The organism is Rahnella sp. EDr1-12 (genome assembly GCF_049206505.1).
GTDB classification, from domain to species: Bacteria; Pseudomonadota; Gammaproteobacteria; order Enterobacterales; family Enterobacteriaceae; genus Rahnella; species Rahnella rivi.
This window is the reverse complement of the sequence record NZ_JBLZNY010000002.1, coordinates 71,459-87,082: the sequence shown is the minus strand read 5'-3', so window position 1 is coordinate 87,082 and position 15,624 is coordinate 71,459. Positions and strand designations below refer to the sequence as shown.

General features: G+C 54.3%; 10 protein-coding genes. 5 read left to right on the top strand and 5 right to left on the bottom strand.

What is annotated here, in order from left to right; genetic code table 11:
• Positions 1-699 precede the first annotated feature (699 nt).
• Both xylB and xylA read right to left on the bottom strand, forming a co-directional pair.
• The gene (gene xylB / locus ACO0U8_RS09895) at positions 700-2,151 is read right to left on the bottom strand and encodes a xylulokinase (protein ID WP_421670721.1); all 1,452 of its coding nucleotides are present in this window, start codon (positions 2,149-2,151) and stop codon (positions 700-702) included.
• 106 nt (positions 2,152-2,257) lie between these two features.
• Entirely contained in the window at positions 2,258-3,577 is a 1,320-nt protein-coding gene (gene xylA, locus ACO0U8_RS09890) for a xylose isomerase (protein ID WP_056769763.1), read from the bottom strand.
• Between the two features lie 381 nt (positions 3,578-3,958).
• On the opposite strand from xylA, the gene xylF reads away from it, so the two are divergent.
• The 4 genes from xylF to xylR all read left to right on the top strand — a co-directional run bounded on the left by xylF (position 3,959) and on the right by xylR (position 9,121).
• The gene (gene xylF, locus ACO0U8_RS09885; RefSeq protein WP_056769764.1) at positions 3,959-4,951 is read left to right on the top strand and encodes a D-xylose ABC transporter substrate-binding protein; all 993 of its coding nucleotides are present in this window, start codon (positions 3,959-3,961) and stop codon (positions 4,949-4,951) included.
• Between the two features lie 68 nt (positions 4,952-5,019).
• Entirely contained in the window at positions 5,020-6,561 is a 1,542-nt protein-coding gene (locus ACO0U8_RS09880) for a xylose ABC transporter ATP-binding protein (protein ID WP_421670720.1), read from the top strand.
• Positions 6,554-7,753 (top strand): xylose ABC transporter permease XylH, encoded by a 1,200-nt coding sequence (xylH, locus tag ACO0U8_RS09875; protein WP_122095009.1) that lies wholly within the window; start codon positions 6,554-6,556, stop codon positions 7,751-7,753. Before ACO0U8_RS09880 ends, xylH begins: the two co-directional genes overlap by 8 nt.
• Positions 7,754-7,933: 180 nt before the next feature.
• A complete protein-coding gene (xylR, locus tag ACO0U8_RS09870) occupies positions 7,934-9,121 on the top strand; it encodes a D-xylose utilization transcriptional activator XylR (RefSeq protein ID WP_421670719.1) in 1,188 nt (395 codons plus the stop codon).
• A 62-nt stretch (positions 9,122-9,183) separates the two neighbouring features.
• Here xylR and yicI read toward each other — a convergent pair whose 3' ends face one another.
• From yicI to ACO0U8_RS09855, 3 genes are all read right to left on the bottom strand, one after another.
• On the bottom strand, positions 9,184-11,508 hold the full coding sequence (gene yicI / locus ACO0U8_RS09865) for an alpha-xylosidase (protein WP_421670718.1): 2,325 nt from the start codon (positions 11,506-11,508) through the stop codon (positions 9,184-9,186).
• 31 nt (positions 11,509-11,539) lie between these two features.
• A complete protein-coding gene (locus ACO0U8_RS09860) occupies positions 11,540-12,907 on the bottom strand; it encodes a glycoside-pentoside-hexuronide family transporter (RefSeq protein WP_056769772.1) in 1,368 nt (455 codons plus the stop codon).
• A gap of 180 nt (positions 12,908-13,087) precedes the next feature.
• Entirely contained in the window at positions 13,088-14,161 is a 1,074-nt protein-coding gene (locus tag ACO0U8_RS09855) for a sugar ABC transporter substrate-binding protein (RefSeq protein ID WP_136376193.1), read from the bottom strand.
• A gap of 301 nt (positions 14,162-14,462) precedes the next feature.
• Here ACO0U8_RS09855 and ACO0U8_RS09850 point away from each other — a divergent pair, with 301 nt between their 5' ends.
• Positions 14,463-15,614 carry a PQQ-dependent sugar dehydrogenase gene (locus ACO0U8_RS09850; RefSeq protein WP_421670717.1) on the top strand — a complete coding sequence of 384 codons (1,152 nt, stop codon included), beginning with the start codon at positions 14,463-14,465 and terminating at the stop codon, positions 15,612-15,614.
• Positions 15,615-15,624: the final 10 nt, after the last annotated feature.

Below are 15,624 nucleotides of genomic sequence, written 5' to 3'. Positions count from 1 at the left end.
GTGTTAAGCAGGGAGGTGTTTAAATTCAACTTCAAGGTCAAGACCGTGGGTTGCCACCCACACCGGCCTTAGGGGTGGCTTATCGCCGCCACCCCTAAGAACCCCGGGCTCTTTTCACTGCGCGCTGCCGCTAGCAGGCTATATTCCAGCGGCTCCGGCTATTGCCGCAAACGCCGCCGCTGCGCGGTTCTCTCATTTCAGGTTCGGACCCGCTCGGAAAAATACCCTCGCGGTTTCTCACCGTTCATTCGACGTCGTTTTGAGCGCGGCCTAAGGCTATGTAAAACAAATATTTTTCTCCTTCTGCGATGTGGAAGGAGGAAAGCAGAATCAAACACATCGTTTTGACTTTAAAAATGCCATTGGCCGCGCTCAAAAATCACGCCGGAGGGAGTGGTGGAAAACCGCGCGTGTTTTTGCGCGTGTTGTAACCCGAGCGGAGGGCACCGCGCAGCGGCGGGATTTTGCGGCAATAACGGTGGCCACTGAAACATAGCCCGCGAGCGGCAGCGCGCAGTTAAAAAAAACGCGGGATTGTTAAGGGGCGCGTTTACGCCCCTTAACCCGGTGTGGGCCGGCGCCCACGACCTTGACCTTGATGCAGCGCGCAGCGGCCGGATTTTGCGGCAATAGCCGGAGCCACTGAACACAGCCAGCAAGCCCAAGGTTTTGACCTTGAAGAATTGGCTGAAGCCACTATCACATCAAGTCTTCAAGCCGCTTATACAACTCCCTGAATACCTCGCGGCGGGCGCCATACGCGGTATGTTTCTGCGCGTCGGGTTGATGCACCTGTTCAAGCGGCAGTTCCGGCAGGAAATGCTCCACCGGTTTGCCCGGATTTTCGGCGATTTGCGCCAGTCTTGCCGCGCCCAGCGCTGGCCCGACGTCGCCACCCGTGCGGTATTCCAGCGTCTGACCGCTGATATCCGCCAGCATTTGCCGCCAGTAAGGGCTGCGTGCGCCGCCGCCGATAAGCGTTATGCTTTTCGGCTTCAGGCCGGTGGCATGTAACACATCCATGCCGTCGGCGAGCGCGAAACCGACGCCTTCCAGAACCGCGCGGGCGATATCCGCCGGACCGTGCTGGTGGGTCAGGCCGAAGAGGGTGCCTTTGGCATTCGGGTTATTGTGCGGGGTGCGTTCGCCGGAAAGATACGGCAGGAACCAGACCGGGGAATCTGCCGGTGGCGTGTTCTCTGCCAGCGCGATAAGTTCTGCAACAGAAGCCGTGCCGGTGAGGTTTGCGGCCCAGTCAAGACAGGAGGCGGCGCTGAGCATCACTGACATCAGATGCCAGGTGTCGGGTAATGCATGACAGAAACTGTGAACGGCCTGCTGCGGATTACTCAGGAACCCGTCGCTGACCGCGAAATAGACGCCGGATGTACCGAGTGACAACATCGCTTGTCCGGTTTTATATAAACCGACGCCGACGGCACCTGCGGCATTATCCCCACCGCCTGCGATGACGGGCACGCAATCCATGCCCCAGCGAGCGGCCAGTTCAGGCAGCAGCTGGCCGGTGATCTCATTGCCTTCAAACAGTGCAGGCATATGCTGACGCGTCAGGCCGGTGGCGGCGAGCATACTGTCGCTCCAGTCACGGTTGGCAACGTCAAGCCACATTGTGCCAGCGGCATCAGACATGTCGCTGGCAAAAACGCCGGTCATTAACAGACGCAGGTAATCTTTTGGCAGTAATACTTTGTCGATTTTGGCAAACAAGGCCGGTTCGTTTTCACGCAGCCAAAGCAGTTTTGGTGCGGTGAAGCCCGGCATCATCAGGTTGCCGGTAATACGGCGCGAATCAGGAACGGCGGCTTCCAGTTGCTGGCACTGGCTGAAACTGCGGCCATCATTCCAGAGAATGGCCGGACGCAGGACGTTTTGCCCGGCATCCAGCACGGTTGCGCCATGCATCTGCCCGGTGATCCCGATCGCTTTAACCTGTTTTAACGGGTGACGCGTCGAGAGTGCTGAAATGGCGTTGCCGGTGGCTATCCACCAGTCGGCGGGATCTTGTTCTGACCATAACGGGTGCGGGCGGGAAAGGGTTAACGCCTCACTGTGGCTGGCAACCACCTGACCCTCTTCACTGAGTAAAATCACTTTAACGCCAGAGGTGCCGAGATCTATACCGAGATACATACCAGATTCCTTTTTATGTCAGTAGGGGGTAACCCATTCATGCCTGCATAAATAAATAACGCCCTGCGAACCGGAGGCAGGCAGGGCGTAAATCATTGCTTATGCATTAACCAAACAGATAACGGTTAACCAGATTTTCCAGACGTTCCTGCTGGCCGCTCTGGTGCTGAGGATTGATCTCATTTTGCTGCGCCATGCTGCTGAGGGATTCCAGGGACATCTTACCTTGCAGAATTTGCTGGCCCAGTTCGGTATTCCAGCCGGCGTAACGCTGCGCAACGTGTTTATCCAGTTCACGGCTTTCAATCATTCGTGCTGCCACTTTCAGCGCCAGCGCCATGGTGTCCATGCCGCCAATATGGCCGTAGAACAGATCATATTTATCGGTGCTTTGACGACGGACCTTAGAGTCAAAGTTCAGGCCGCCGGTCGTGAATCCGCCCGCTTTGATGATTTCATACATGACCAGCGCATTTTCTTCAACGCTGTTTGGGAACTGATCGGTATCCCAGCCACATTGGGGATCACCACGGTTAGCATCAACAGAACCAAAGATCCCCAGCGCAATGGCATTCGCAATTTCATGATGGAATGAGTGACCGGCAAGCGTTGCGTGGTTTGCTTCGATGTTAACTTTGATCTCTTTTTCCAGACCGAATTGTTTAAGGAAGCCGTACACCGTCGCCACATCATAATCGTACTGATGTTTGGTTGGCTCCTGCGGTTTTGGTTCGATGAGCAGCGTGCCCTGGAAGCCGATTTTGTGTTTGTGCTCAACCACCATCTGCATGAAGCGACCCAGTTGTTCGCGCTCCTGACGCAGATCGGTATTGAGCAGGGTTTCGTAACCTTCACGGCCGCCCCACAACACATAGTTTTCGCCGCCCAGTTTCTGGGTGGCATTCATTGCATTGACCACCTGCGTCGCGGCCCAGCTGTAGATTTCCGGGTTCGGGTTGGTCGCTGCACCGGCACCAAAGCGCGGGTTAGAGAAGCAGTTCGCCGTGCCCCACAGCAGTTTCACGCCGGTAGCTTCTTGTTTCTGTGCCAGAACGTCAGTCATTACCGCCAGGTTATTAACGTATTCTTTCAGGGATGCGCCTTCCGGCGACACGTCCACGTCATGGAAGCAGTAATAAGGCACGTTCAGTTTTTTGAAGAATTCGAACGCCACATCGGCTTTGGCCTTGGCCAGTTCCAGTTCGTTACCCGGCTGCTGCCATGGGCGAACAAATGAGCCCGGGCCAAACATGTCGTTGCCGTTCCAGCAGAATGTGTGCCAGTAACAGGCTGCGAAACGCAGATGCTCAGCCATGGTTTTGCCGAGGATCACTTCTTCAGGATTGTAGTGACGAAATGCCAGCGGGTTAGTGCTGTTAGCACCTTCGTAGCGAACTGCATCCAGCTTGTCGAAATATGCGTGCATTGAAAAACTCCTTGAAAACGGGCCCAGCGGGACTGGGAGGCTGAGGCCCTATCTTCGGAGTTGTGACTTCTTCTAACAATTACGTTATTTCACACTCAATTTAATAGAATTATTAAATGTGCAGTAGATCGCATAATTAACCCCATTCATCTTGCTTTTCTCTGACTTTCGCGTGATGCCTCGATAATAAAATTACTAATCAGTGTCGAATTACAATCAAACCATGATCTTCATCAAACTTCCGGAAATAAACAAAAAATCATAACGCGGTGATTAAAATCTGCAATTGCCGATTAATTATTCAGCGACAACAATCCCTGTGTCATTTCTGTACGGTTTCTCTGTATCTGCCTCTTCTTATTCTTATAAAAGGTCTGAAAAATGAAAATGAATAAAATGATTCTTTCTGCCTGTGCTGCGTTGATATTGTTCAGCCAGACAGGCATGGCGAAAGAAATAAAAATAGGTATGGCGATTGATGACTTACGTTTAGAACGCTGGCAAAAAGACCGTGATATTTTTGTGGCTAAAGCCAAAACGCTGGGCGCCGATGTTTTTGTTCAGTCGGCAAACGGTAACGAAGAAACGCAGATGGCGCAGATCGAAAATATGATCAACCGCGGCGTCGATGTGCTGGTCATCATTCCTTATAACGGCGAAGTGCTGAGTAATGTTATCGCCGAAGCCAAGCGCGAAGGCATCAAAGTGCTGGCGTACGATCGCATGATCAACAACGCTGATATCGATTTTTACATCTCCTTTGATAACGAAAAAGTCGGGGAGTTGCAGGCTCAAAGCCTGGTGGAGCGCGTTCCTCAGGGCAATTACTTCCTGATGGGCGGCTCGCCGGTGGACAATAACGCCAAGCTGTTCCGCGCCGGGCAGATGAAAGTGTTAAATCCGCTGATCAAAGACGGAAAAATCAAAATCGTCGGTGACCAGTGGGCTGACGGGTGGTTGCCGGAAAATGCGCTGAAGATCATGGAAAATGCCCTGACCGCCAACAACAACAAAATTGATGCGGTAGTGGCGTCCAACGATGCCACTGCCGGCGGAGCGGTACAGGCCTTGTCTGCGCAAGGGCTGGCGGGCAAAGTGGCGATTTCCGGTCAGGACGCCGATCTGGCGGCCATCAAACGTATCGAAGCCGGAACTCAAACCATGACGGTGTACAAACCGATCACCAAACTGGCCAATGATGCGGCAGAAATTGCCGTGCAGTTAGGTAAGGGCGAAGCACCTAAATCTAATGCCACTTTAAATAACGGGAAAAAAGAAGTGCCTTCATTTTTATTAACGCCTATTCCGGTGGATAAAAATAATATTGAAAGCACGGTAGTGGCTGACGGTTTCCATAAAAAATCAGATCTTTAATTTTTCAATATTATCTATGAAAACAACACCTCTCATTCGGTGGTGTTGTTTTTATCAGGATACTGACTATGCCAGAACAATTTGAAAAATCACCGTTGCTGGAAATGCGTAATATCACTAAAAAGTTCGGCGCGGTAAAAGCGGTCGATAATATTAGTCTTACTCTGTCTGCCGGGGAAGTGTTATCGCTGTGTGGCGAAAATGGCTCGGGGAAATCCACATTAATGAAAGTGTTATGCGGTATTTATCCCCAGGGCACTTATGAGGGCGAAATTTATTTCGCCGGTGAACGTCTGAGTGCAAAAGGCATCCGCGACACAGAACAAAAAGGTATTGCGATTATTCATCAGGAACTGGCGCTGGTGAAACAACTGAGCGTGCTGGAAAACATGTTTCTCGGCAACGAGTGGGGCCGTTATGGCCTGCTGGACACCGATAAAATGTATCTTCGCTGCCAGCGTATGCTGGCGCAGGTGAAGCTGGATATCGACCCTCATCAGCTGGTGGGCAATCTCGGATTAGGGCAGCGTCAGTTGGTGGAAATTGCCAAAGCGCTGAATAAACAGGTGCGCCTGCTGGTGCTTGATGAACCCACCGCATCGCTGACCGAAAGTGAAACGGCCATTCTGCTGGATATCATCCGGGATCTGCGTCATCACGATATTGCCTGTATTTATATCTCCCACAAACTGACTGAAGTGAAAGCCATTTCTGACAAGCTCTGTGTGATCCGCGACGGCAGGCACATTGCCACCTGCAACGCGGCCGGTACGTCAGAAAAGGAGATCATTTCCATGATGGTCGGCCGCGAATTAACGGAGCTGTTCCCGCCACGTCACCGGCAGATCGGCGCAGAGATTTTGCGTATTGAAAACCTGAACGCGTGGCATCCGGTTAACCGTCACATCAAAAGGGTCGATAACGCCGGATTCACGTTGCGTCAGGGCGAAGTGCTGGGCGTTGCCGGGCTGGTTGGGGCAGGCAGAACCGAAATGATGGAGTGTCTGTACGGTGTCTATCCGGGGCGCTGGTCGGGGGATGTCTGGCTGGAAGGCCATCAGGTGCAGATCACGGACTGTCGTGATGCTATGCGTCGCGGGCTGGCGATGGTGCCTGAAGATCGCAAACGCGATGGCATTGTGCCGGTCATGGCCGTGGGCAGCAATATTACGCTGGCAGCGCTCAGTCAGTTCAGCAGCGGCGGTGTTTTGCGCGAGGCGCAGGAGCAATTCACCATCAGCGAATCGGTGAAACAGCTAAAAATCAAAACGTCTTCATCCGAACTGGCGATTGGACGCCTGAGCGGCGGTAACCAGCAAAAAGCCATTCTGGCGCGCTGCCTGTTACTGAAACCCAAAATCCTGATCCTCGATGAACCCACGCGCGGTATCGACGTCGGGGCAAAGCATGAAATCTACAAACTCATTGGTCAGCTGGCGGCACAGGGAATGGCGATCATCGTGATTTCCTCGGAGTTACCTGAGGTGCTGGGGCTCAGCGACCGGGTGGTGGTGATGCATCTGGGACAGGTTAAAGCCTGTCTGGACAACAACAATTTAAGTCAGGAACAGGTCATGGAAGCCGCATTGAGGAGTGAAACGCATGTCTAAATTTCCCCAGCCAGGAACCCCCGCGGCTGCCACGCCGGTGGATAAGCCGGATGCCGTCTTTTCCCTGCAAAAGCTCAAAAATATTAACTTGCAGGTCTTTGTGATGCTGGCCGCCATTGCGGTGATTATTGTTTTTTTCAGCCTGACGACAGACGGCGCGTACATCAGCGCGCGAAACATTTCAAACCTGCTGCGCCAGACGGCGATCACCGGTATTTTGGCCGTCGGCATGGTTTTCGTCATTATCTCCGCAGAAATCGACCTTTCCGTCGGCTCAATGATGGGGCTGCTGGGCGGCGTGGCGGCCATTTTTGACGTCTGGCTCGGCTGGCCGCTTCCGCTGACCATTGCGGTCACACTGGTGCTTGGCCTGTTACTGGGGGCATGGAACGGTTGGTGGGTGGCCTATCGCAAAGTGCCGTCATTTATCGTTACGCTGGCAGGCATGCTGGCATTTCGCGGCATTCTGATTGGCATTACCAGCGGCACTACGGTGTCCCCGACCACGCCTGCGATGTCTTTAATCGGTCAGAGTTATCTGCCGGGTTCTTTTGGTTTTGGGATCGGTGCGGTGGCGCTGGCGCTGTTTATCGGCTGGCAGTGGCGCAGACGTAAACAACGCAGCGCGCTCGGGCTGCCGGTGGCGGCCGCCAGAACTGACGTGACCCGTCAGGCACTGACCGCCATTGTGGCACTGGGGGCGATTTATCTGCTCAACGATTACCGTGGCGTCCCTACACCGGTGCTGATCCTGGTCGCGCTGATGCTTGGCGGCATGTTTATGGCGTCACGCACGTCGTTCGGGCGTCGTATTTATGCTATTGGCGGCAACATTGAGGCGGCGCGGCTGTCGGGCGTGAACGTCGAACGCAGCAAGCTGGCGGTGTTTGCCATCAACGGGCTGATGGTGGCCATCGCCGGTCTTATCCTCAGTTCGCGTCTGGGTGCCGGTTCACCGTCGGCGGGTAATATCGCGGAGCTGGATGCGATCGCCGCGTGTGTTATCGGCGGTACCAGCCTGGCGGGCGGTGTCGGCAGCGTGGCCGGCGCGGTGATGGGCGCATTCATCATGGCCTCCCTGGATAATGGGATGAGCATGCTCGATGTTCCGACATTCTGGCAGTACATCGTCAAAGGCGCGATTTTGCTGCTGGCGGTATGGATGGATTCCGCGACCAAGCGTCGGGCATAAATACGGCGAGATATGCAGAATTTTCCGGCACTGACTAAGGGAAATCTGGTTTACCTCACATAATCACAATCCAGAATCCACAGATCTTCTGCCGTTGTGTTATTCAGCAACGCAATTAGCCTTGTTCCTCCGCGTGGGGAACAAGGCTTTAGTCAATGTAATCATCGGTGAGAAACAGGCATGTTTGAAAAACGCTACAGGATTACGCTGCTCTTTAACGCCAATAAAGTTTACGACCGTCAGGTTGTGGAAGGTGTGGGCGAATATTTGCAGGCCTCACAAAGCGACTGGGATATCTTCATCGAAGAAGATTTTCGCTGTCGTATAGATAACATCAAAGACTGGCTGGGCGACGGCGTTATTGCCGATTTCGACGATCGCGAAATAGAGACGCTGCTTGAAGATCTGAAGGTGCCCATCGTCGGCGTCGGCGGTTCGTATCACCGGGAAGAGGATTATCCGCCGGTGCATTACATCGCCACCGACAACTTTGCGCTGGTGGAAGCCGCGTTTATGCACCTGAAAGAAAAGGGCATTAATCGTTTTGCATTTTATGGTCTGCCCGATACCGGCGGGAAACGCTGGGCGCAGGAGCGCGAGTACGCGTTCAGAGCCCTGGTGGCCTCCGAGCAGTATCAGGGTGTGGTGTATCAGGGGATGGAAACCGCGCCGGAAAACTGGCAACACGCGCAGAACAGGCTGGCTGACTGGGTGCAAACCTTGCCGCAGCAAACCGGCATTATTGCGGTCACCGATGCCCGCGCCCGCCACTTATTGCAGGTCTGTGAGCACCTCAACATCCCGGTGCCGGAAAAACTCAGTGTGATCGGGATTGATAACGAAGAGCTGACGCGCTACCTCTCGCGGGTCGCGTTGTCTTCGGTGGTGCAGGGCACCCGCCAGATGGGGTACCGCGCAGCGAAGTTACTGCATCAGCTGCTTGATCAGCGCGATTTGCCGTTGCAGCGCATTTTAGTGCCGCCTGTAAAGGTGGTTGAACGCCGCTCTACCGATTTCCGATCACTGCGTGATCCGGCGGTGATCCAGGCGATGCATTACATCCGTTACCACGCCTGTAAAGGGATCAAAGTGGAACAGGTGCTGGATGCCATTGGCATGTCTCGCTCAAACCTTGAAAAGCGTTTCAAAGATGAAACGGGGCAGACGATCCACGGTGTTATCCACGAAGAGAAACTCGACCGCGCCCGTAATCTGCTGGCGACGACGTCGATCTCAATTAACGAAATCTCGCAAATGTGTGGTTATCCTTCACTGCAATATTTTTATTCGGTGTTCAGAAAAGGCTATGAAATGACGCCAAAAGAATACCGCAGCATTCATGGTGAAGGCGTTTATCAGGAGAGCTGAAACAGAAGGTTCGTATAAACTGCCCCGGTGCTGAATCAGCGCCGGGGCAGGGTAGCCGTGTTTTATAACGTAATCACGAACTGGCGGTTACCGTGTTCAGGGGTGATCATCATCCCTTGCGCGGTGTCAGAGGCGCTGGCGAGATCGCAATGCTCTACCTGATGAATATTGCGCAGGCACAGCGTCCAGTCAGTGGCCTTACCTTCGCTGTTCAGTGTCAGCGTGTTGCCCGTACGCTGAGCTTTCAGGGTAAAGACCACATTCCCTTGCAGATCCGTAATCTGACTTTCAGCAATCACACCGTCTTCCAGCTCGAACAGATGGAATTGCGGCTTCTCGCTGTAATCGTAATCCGGTTTCTGATCATTGCCGCCCAGCGCAAGCAGCGTGTTGGGACGCACATACAGCGGCAAACTGTCGAAACCATGCTGCTGACGATGCCAGCGCGAACCTTCCGCGACGTTGTTGTTCAGCAGGTGCGTCCAGCGGCCTTGCGGAAGATAGAAATCCACATCGCCTTCTTCGCTGAAGACCGGCGCAACCAGAACGTTATCGCCCAGCATGTATTGCCTGTCCAGATAGTCACACGCCGGATCGTCCGGGAACTCCAGCATCATGGCGCGCATAACCGGCGTACCGTGGCTGGCGGCCTGCGCTGACGCAGGGTAGAGATACGGCATCAGGCGGCATTTGAGCTGCGTGAACTGACGTACCACATCGCAGGCTTCATCATCGTAGACCCAGGGTACCCGATAGGATTTGCTGCCATGCAGGCGGCTGTGGCTCGACAGTAATCCGAACGCGCACCAGCGTTTGTAGATATGCGCCGGCGCGGTGTTTTCGAAACCGCCGATGTCATGGCTCCAGAAACCAAAACCGGACAGGCCGATCGACAGACCTCCGCGCAGGCTTTCCGCCATTGATTCGTAGGTGGCGTAGCAGTCGCCGCCCCAGTGCACAGGGAATTGCTGCGCGCCGACAGAAGCGGAGCGTGCAAACAACACAGCCTCGGATTCGCCGAGTTTTTCCTGCAGCGTTTCGTACACCAGTTTGTTGTACACAAACGCATAGTGGTTGTGCATTTTCTGCGGATCGCAACCGTCATGCCAGACGACGTCGGTCGGGATACGCTCGCCGAAATCGGTTTTAAAGCAATCGACGCCCATATCCACCAGGCGTTTCAGGTGCCCGGCGTACCATTCGCAGGCCTGCGGATTGGTGAAATCGACAATGCCCATGCCGGCTTGCCATTTGTCCCACTGCCAGACGCGGCCATCAGGACGTTTCAGCAGATAACCTTTCTCTTTGCCTTCATGGAACAGCGGGGATTTCTGGCCGATGTACGGGTTAATCCACACGCAGATTTTCAGCCCGCGCGCCTTAAGGCGTTGCAACATGCCCTGCGGGTCAGGGAAGGTTTGAGGATCCCATTCGAAATCACACCACTGGAAGGCTTTCATCCAGAAGCAGTCGAAGTGGAAGACATGCAGCGGCAGTTCACGCTCTGCCATGCCGTCGATGAAGCTGTTAACCGTGGCCTCATCATAGTTGGTGGTAAACGAGGTGGTCAGCCACAGACCGAACGACCAGGCTGGCGGCAGTGCAGGGCGGCCGGTCAGACGGGTATAACGGTCGAGAACGTTTTTCGGCGTCGGGCCGTCGATGACGAAATACTCGAGGTATTCGCCTTCCACGCTGAACTGAACTTTAGAGACTTTTTCTGAACCGACTTCAAAAGACACACATTCCGGATGATTCACCAGCACGCCGTAGCCACGGTTGGTCAGATAAAACGGAATGTTTTTGTAGGATTGCTCAGTGCTGGTGCCGCCATCGCGGTTCCAGGTTTCAACGGTTTGACCATTTTTGACCAGCGCGGTGAAGCGCTCGCCCAGCCCGTACACGGTTTCGCCGACGCCGAGATCCAGCCGCTCCATCATGTAGGTTTTCTGGCTGTTGCCGTCCTGAACGTAACCGTTAGATTTTGCCACGCTGCCGGTAATACGACGGCCATTGCGCAGGAAATCCAGCGTCCAGTTGTTGCCTTTGGTCACTCGCACCGACAGCGAACCGCTGTGTAACGCGGCAAACTCGTCGTTGTCTTCAAAGCGTAATTCCGGCGTATCCGACTGAATCAGCGGATAGTGCGGGCCTTTGTCTGCTTCGCCGTCAAAGTGAGTGATGCGCACGCCAATCACGCCGGTCTGCGGCGAGAAAAATCGCAGCGTAAACATTGGCGAATCAAGCTGGCTGGCGCGTTCAGACGCGTCTTTCGGCGCGGCATAAATCACCATCTCGTTACCCGTTCTCTGCACTTCAAACACCTGTAACGGGTGCGTGAGTGTGAGTCCGTCCTGGATTAACCAGTTACCGTCACTAATTTTCAAGGTAAAACCCTCCTTTTACACTGCTTCCAATTCATTTCATAAATTCTTGCTGATTGCGGCGGATGCCCTGCGCGACTTCGTCGATGATGCGACGTAACAGCGGGGTGCGCAGAATGTAATAGCGTTTACAGATGATGGCGCTCAGCAGGTAGCAGATTGCCGGAACCAGCGTGAACAGCGCGACAATGCTGGTCATGGTGGCGCTGTTTTGGATGGCAGCGCCGGACTGATAACCCGAGCCCGCCAGCATCCAGCCGATCATGGCGCCGGCCAGCGCCAGGCCCAATTTCAGGACGAACAGGGTGCCTGCGAAGCTGATGCCGGTCAGACGTTTGCCATCGTTCCATTCACCGTAATCGACGGTGTCGGACATCATTACCCATTGAATTGGCGTCACGAGTTGATGCAAAACGCCGATAACAAAGATGAAGATAAACATCAGGACGCTGCCGTTAACCGGCAGGAAGAACATGCACAGGCTGAGAACGGCCAGAATGGCATTGGTCCACCAGAAGACGCTGACTTTGCATTTCCAGTCGGTAAGCGGTTTTGCCAGCGCGCTGCCGAACAGGTTGCCGACGGAGTAAACGCCAAGGAACCAGGCGAACAGCACCGGATTGCCCAGAATGTAAGTCACGTAATACATCATTGCCCCGCCGCGGACGGCAACCGCCATGATGTTCAAAATGGTCAGCAGGCCGACAATACGCCACTGGTCGTTGTGCCAGATATCACGCAAATCTTCGCGCATGGTGCCGGTAGGTTTACCCGGATCGATACGTTCTTTCGTGGTGGCAAAGCAGATTGCCAGCATCACTGCCGCCACAATCGCCAGCACGGCGATGCCGCCCTGATAACCCACGGCCTGATTTTCCCCGCCGATGTAATTCACCAGCGGCATCATCAGTACGGTACTCAGCATGCCGCCTGCGGTAGCCAGTACAAAGCGGTAGGATTGCAGCGAGATGCGTTGTTCAGGATTGTTGGTGATCACCCCGCCCAGTGCGCAATACGGGATATTGACCACGGTATACATCAGGGTCAGCAGCGTGTAAGTGATGGCCGCGTAAATCATTTTGCCGGTCATGCTCAGTTCTGGCGTGGTGTAAGTAAACACGCAGACGATGCCAAACGGGATTGCGCCAAACAGCACGTATGGGCGGAATTTACCCCAGCGGGTGCGGGTACGGTCGGCCAGTAATCCCATGCAGGGGTCAGAGATCGCATCCAGTGCGCGTGCCAGCAGGAACATGGTGCCGACATAACCGGCCGGGATCCCGAAAATATCGGTGTAGAAAAACATCATGTACAACATGACATTATCAAAAATGATATGACTGGCAGCATCGCCTAATCCATAACCAATCTTTTCCTTGACTGAAAGGATTTCTGTACTCATTGCTTCAACGTCCATATGAAAAGGGAGAGTAAGGTTTTAACGGTTGGCGGGGGCAAGGGCTATTGAGATTTTTGCTTCTGAAATTATGTTTCTTTATTTCTGTGATCGCTGGGGGCAAAAGGCGGAAAGTTGAGCGGAGAACGGGTGAAAAAACCTCCCGTTTCGGGAGGTTTCAGAGGGTTATTTTTTGTACTTTGCTTCCAGCGTGGCAAACCACGGCGCGGTAAAATCTTCTGATTTTCCCCAGCCTGGAATAATTTTGCTCAATCCGGTCACGTTGATGCCGTCAGGCTGGCTCAGCAGCAGAGACTGCGCAATGGTCTGCGCCGGGAATTCATAGGTGGCTGGCGTTTTCTCACCGGCAATTTTGAGCGCCACGATGCGCAGGTTCACCGCACCAATCAGCTGCGTATCCACAGCAGCGGTCATCTGCCACGGGCTGCCTTTTTCGCGCATCAGTTGCAGGTCCTGATTCGAGACATCAATACTGTAGAGTTTTATTTCAGTACGGCCATTTTCTTTCAGCGCTTTATAGGCACCCTGGCTGAATGCATCCCACGCACCCCAGATGGCATCAATCTGGCCTTTCGGGTATTTCGCTAAAATAGCCCCGACTTTGTTGGCGGTGTCGCCTTGTACGTCTGAGGACACGGCGCCGATAGATTCCAGCTGATGAATCCCCGGATTTTCTTTCAGAATCGCTTCATAGGTTTTCTGACGGCGTTCCATCGGCGGGAAACCGGCCACCCACAGTTTGACGATGTTGGCTTTGCCGTTGAAATCTTTCACCAACTGGCCGACGGAGGCTTTCGCCAGGGATGCGTCGTCCTGACGGGTTACCGTGACGCCGGGAATATTTTCCGGTACTTCGGTATCAAATGCCGAAACGGCAATGCCCGCCGCCGCGATACGCTTGACCAGCGCCTCGGAATACGGGCCGCGGCCCTGCGAGAGAATGATGCCGTCGTATTTCTGGCTGATGGCCTGATTGACGAAATCCTGGAATTTGGCGTCGTCGCCGTTACTCAGAAATGTATCGACCTTGAAGCCGAGCGCGCGGCCTTGTTTGATCGCACCGGCCAGAAACTGGGTGGTGTTATCGTCAGAACCGAGGTTACGCACAATGGCGATACGCACCGGGCCATTATGTTGTGCAATCGCCGCCGGAACAGGGGCGGGCGTGGCATCCGCGGCGAATGCCGGGAGGGCGGAGAACAGGCTCAGTGCCAGTAAAGAGGCGGATATTCTTTTCATTATTTAACAACTCCGTCGGTGCGGCAGATGATCGCAGCGATGTCAGCATGACCCTGGGATAGTTTCGGCGCGCCAAATGGGCGTTCCGGAATGAGGATGTACAGAAGTCTGTCTGTCCAGACGTCTATTCTGTCGGAGCAGTCTACCGATATGTTAAGAAGGAGGGAATGCTTTGTTGTTATTATATTTCATCGCGGCGTTATTCCTGTTAGTTATAGGAGGAGGGCAGTCTTCGAGCAAAATCAGAGACATGGCCTAGACTAAAAGCACACACCTGAAAGATGCCCCCGGAGGAAGCCTGATGACTTATCCTTTCCGCGACACCTTACTGCCCGTTTTCGCACTGGCCCTGCTTGCCACCCATGTTAACGCGGCACCGAAAGCCCCCATCTCACCGGCGTCTGCGCGTGCAGAAGTCACTGAACTTGCCAGCGGACTGGATCACCCGTGGTCGCTGGCTTTTCTGCCCGATAATCAGGGCGCGCTGATCACCGAGCGCAGCGGGCAGATGCGTCTGTGGCAGCCTGACGGCGCAATGTCGGCCCCGCTCAAGGGTGTGCCGCGCGTGTGGGTCAGCGGGCAGGCCGGGTTATGGGACGTGCGCTTATCTCCTGACTTTGCTAAAAACCGGCGTGTCTATCTGACCTTCACTCAGCCCGGCGAGAAGGGCGAACCCCATGCGGCGCTGGGATATGGCACCTTGTCGTCTGACAATAAAAGTCTCGACGACTTTAAAGTGATCTTCGTCCAGCAGCCTGCGCTCAGCAGCGGCATCAATCTCGGCGGACGGATTGCCTTCGATGCGAAGGGCAATATCTTCATGTCCACCGGCGACAACAATCAGCGAATTAACGCCCAGCATCTCAGCCAGTTGCAGGGCAAGATTTTGCGTCTGACCCCGGAAGGGGGCGTGCCGCAGGACAACCCGTTTGTTAAGGATAAGAATGCAAGGCCGGAGATCTGGACTTATGGCAACCGTAATCCGCAGAGTCTGGCCGTCAATCCGTGGACCGGCGCCTTATGGGAATCGGAGCACGGCCCGCGCGGCGGGGACGAAGTGAATCTGCCGCAGCCCGGTAAAAACTATGGCTGGCCGCTGGCGACGTTTGGCATCAATTATTCCGGGCAGCCTATTCCGGAAGCGAAAGGCACCCGGATCGACGGTGCTGTTGATCCGATTTATTACTGGGAAGTCTCTCCTGCGCTGAGCGGGATGGCGTTTTATAACGCAGACCGTTTCCCGCAGTGGAAACATTCGCTGTTTATCGGCGCGCTGGCGGGGGAATCACTGATCCGTCTGACCGTAGACGGCGATAAAATCACCGGTGAAGAGCGGTTGCTGACAGACCGCAAGGAACGCATCAGGGAAGTGCAGACCGGGCCGGACGGCTTCGTGTATGTACTGACGGATGAGAGTGACGGCAAATTACTGAAGATTACGCCGGGTGCTTAACATGAAAAAG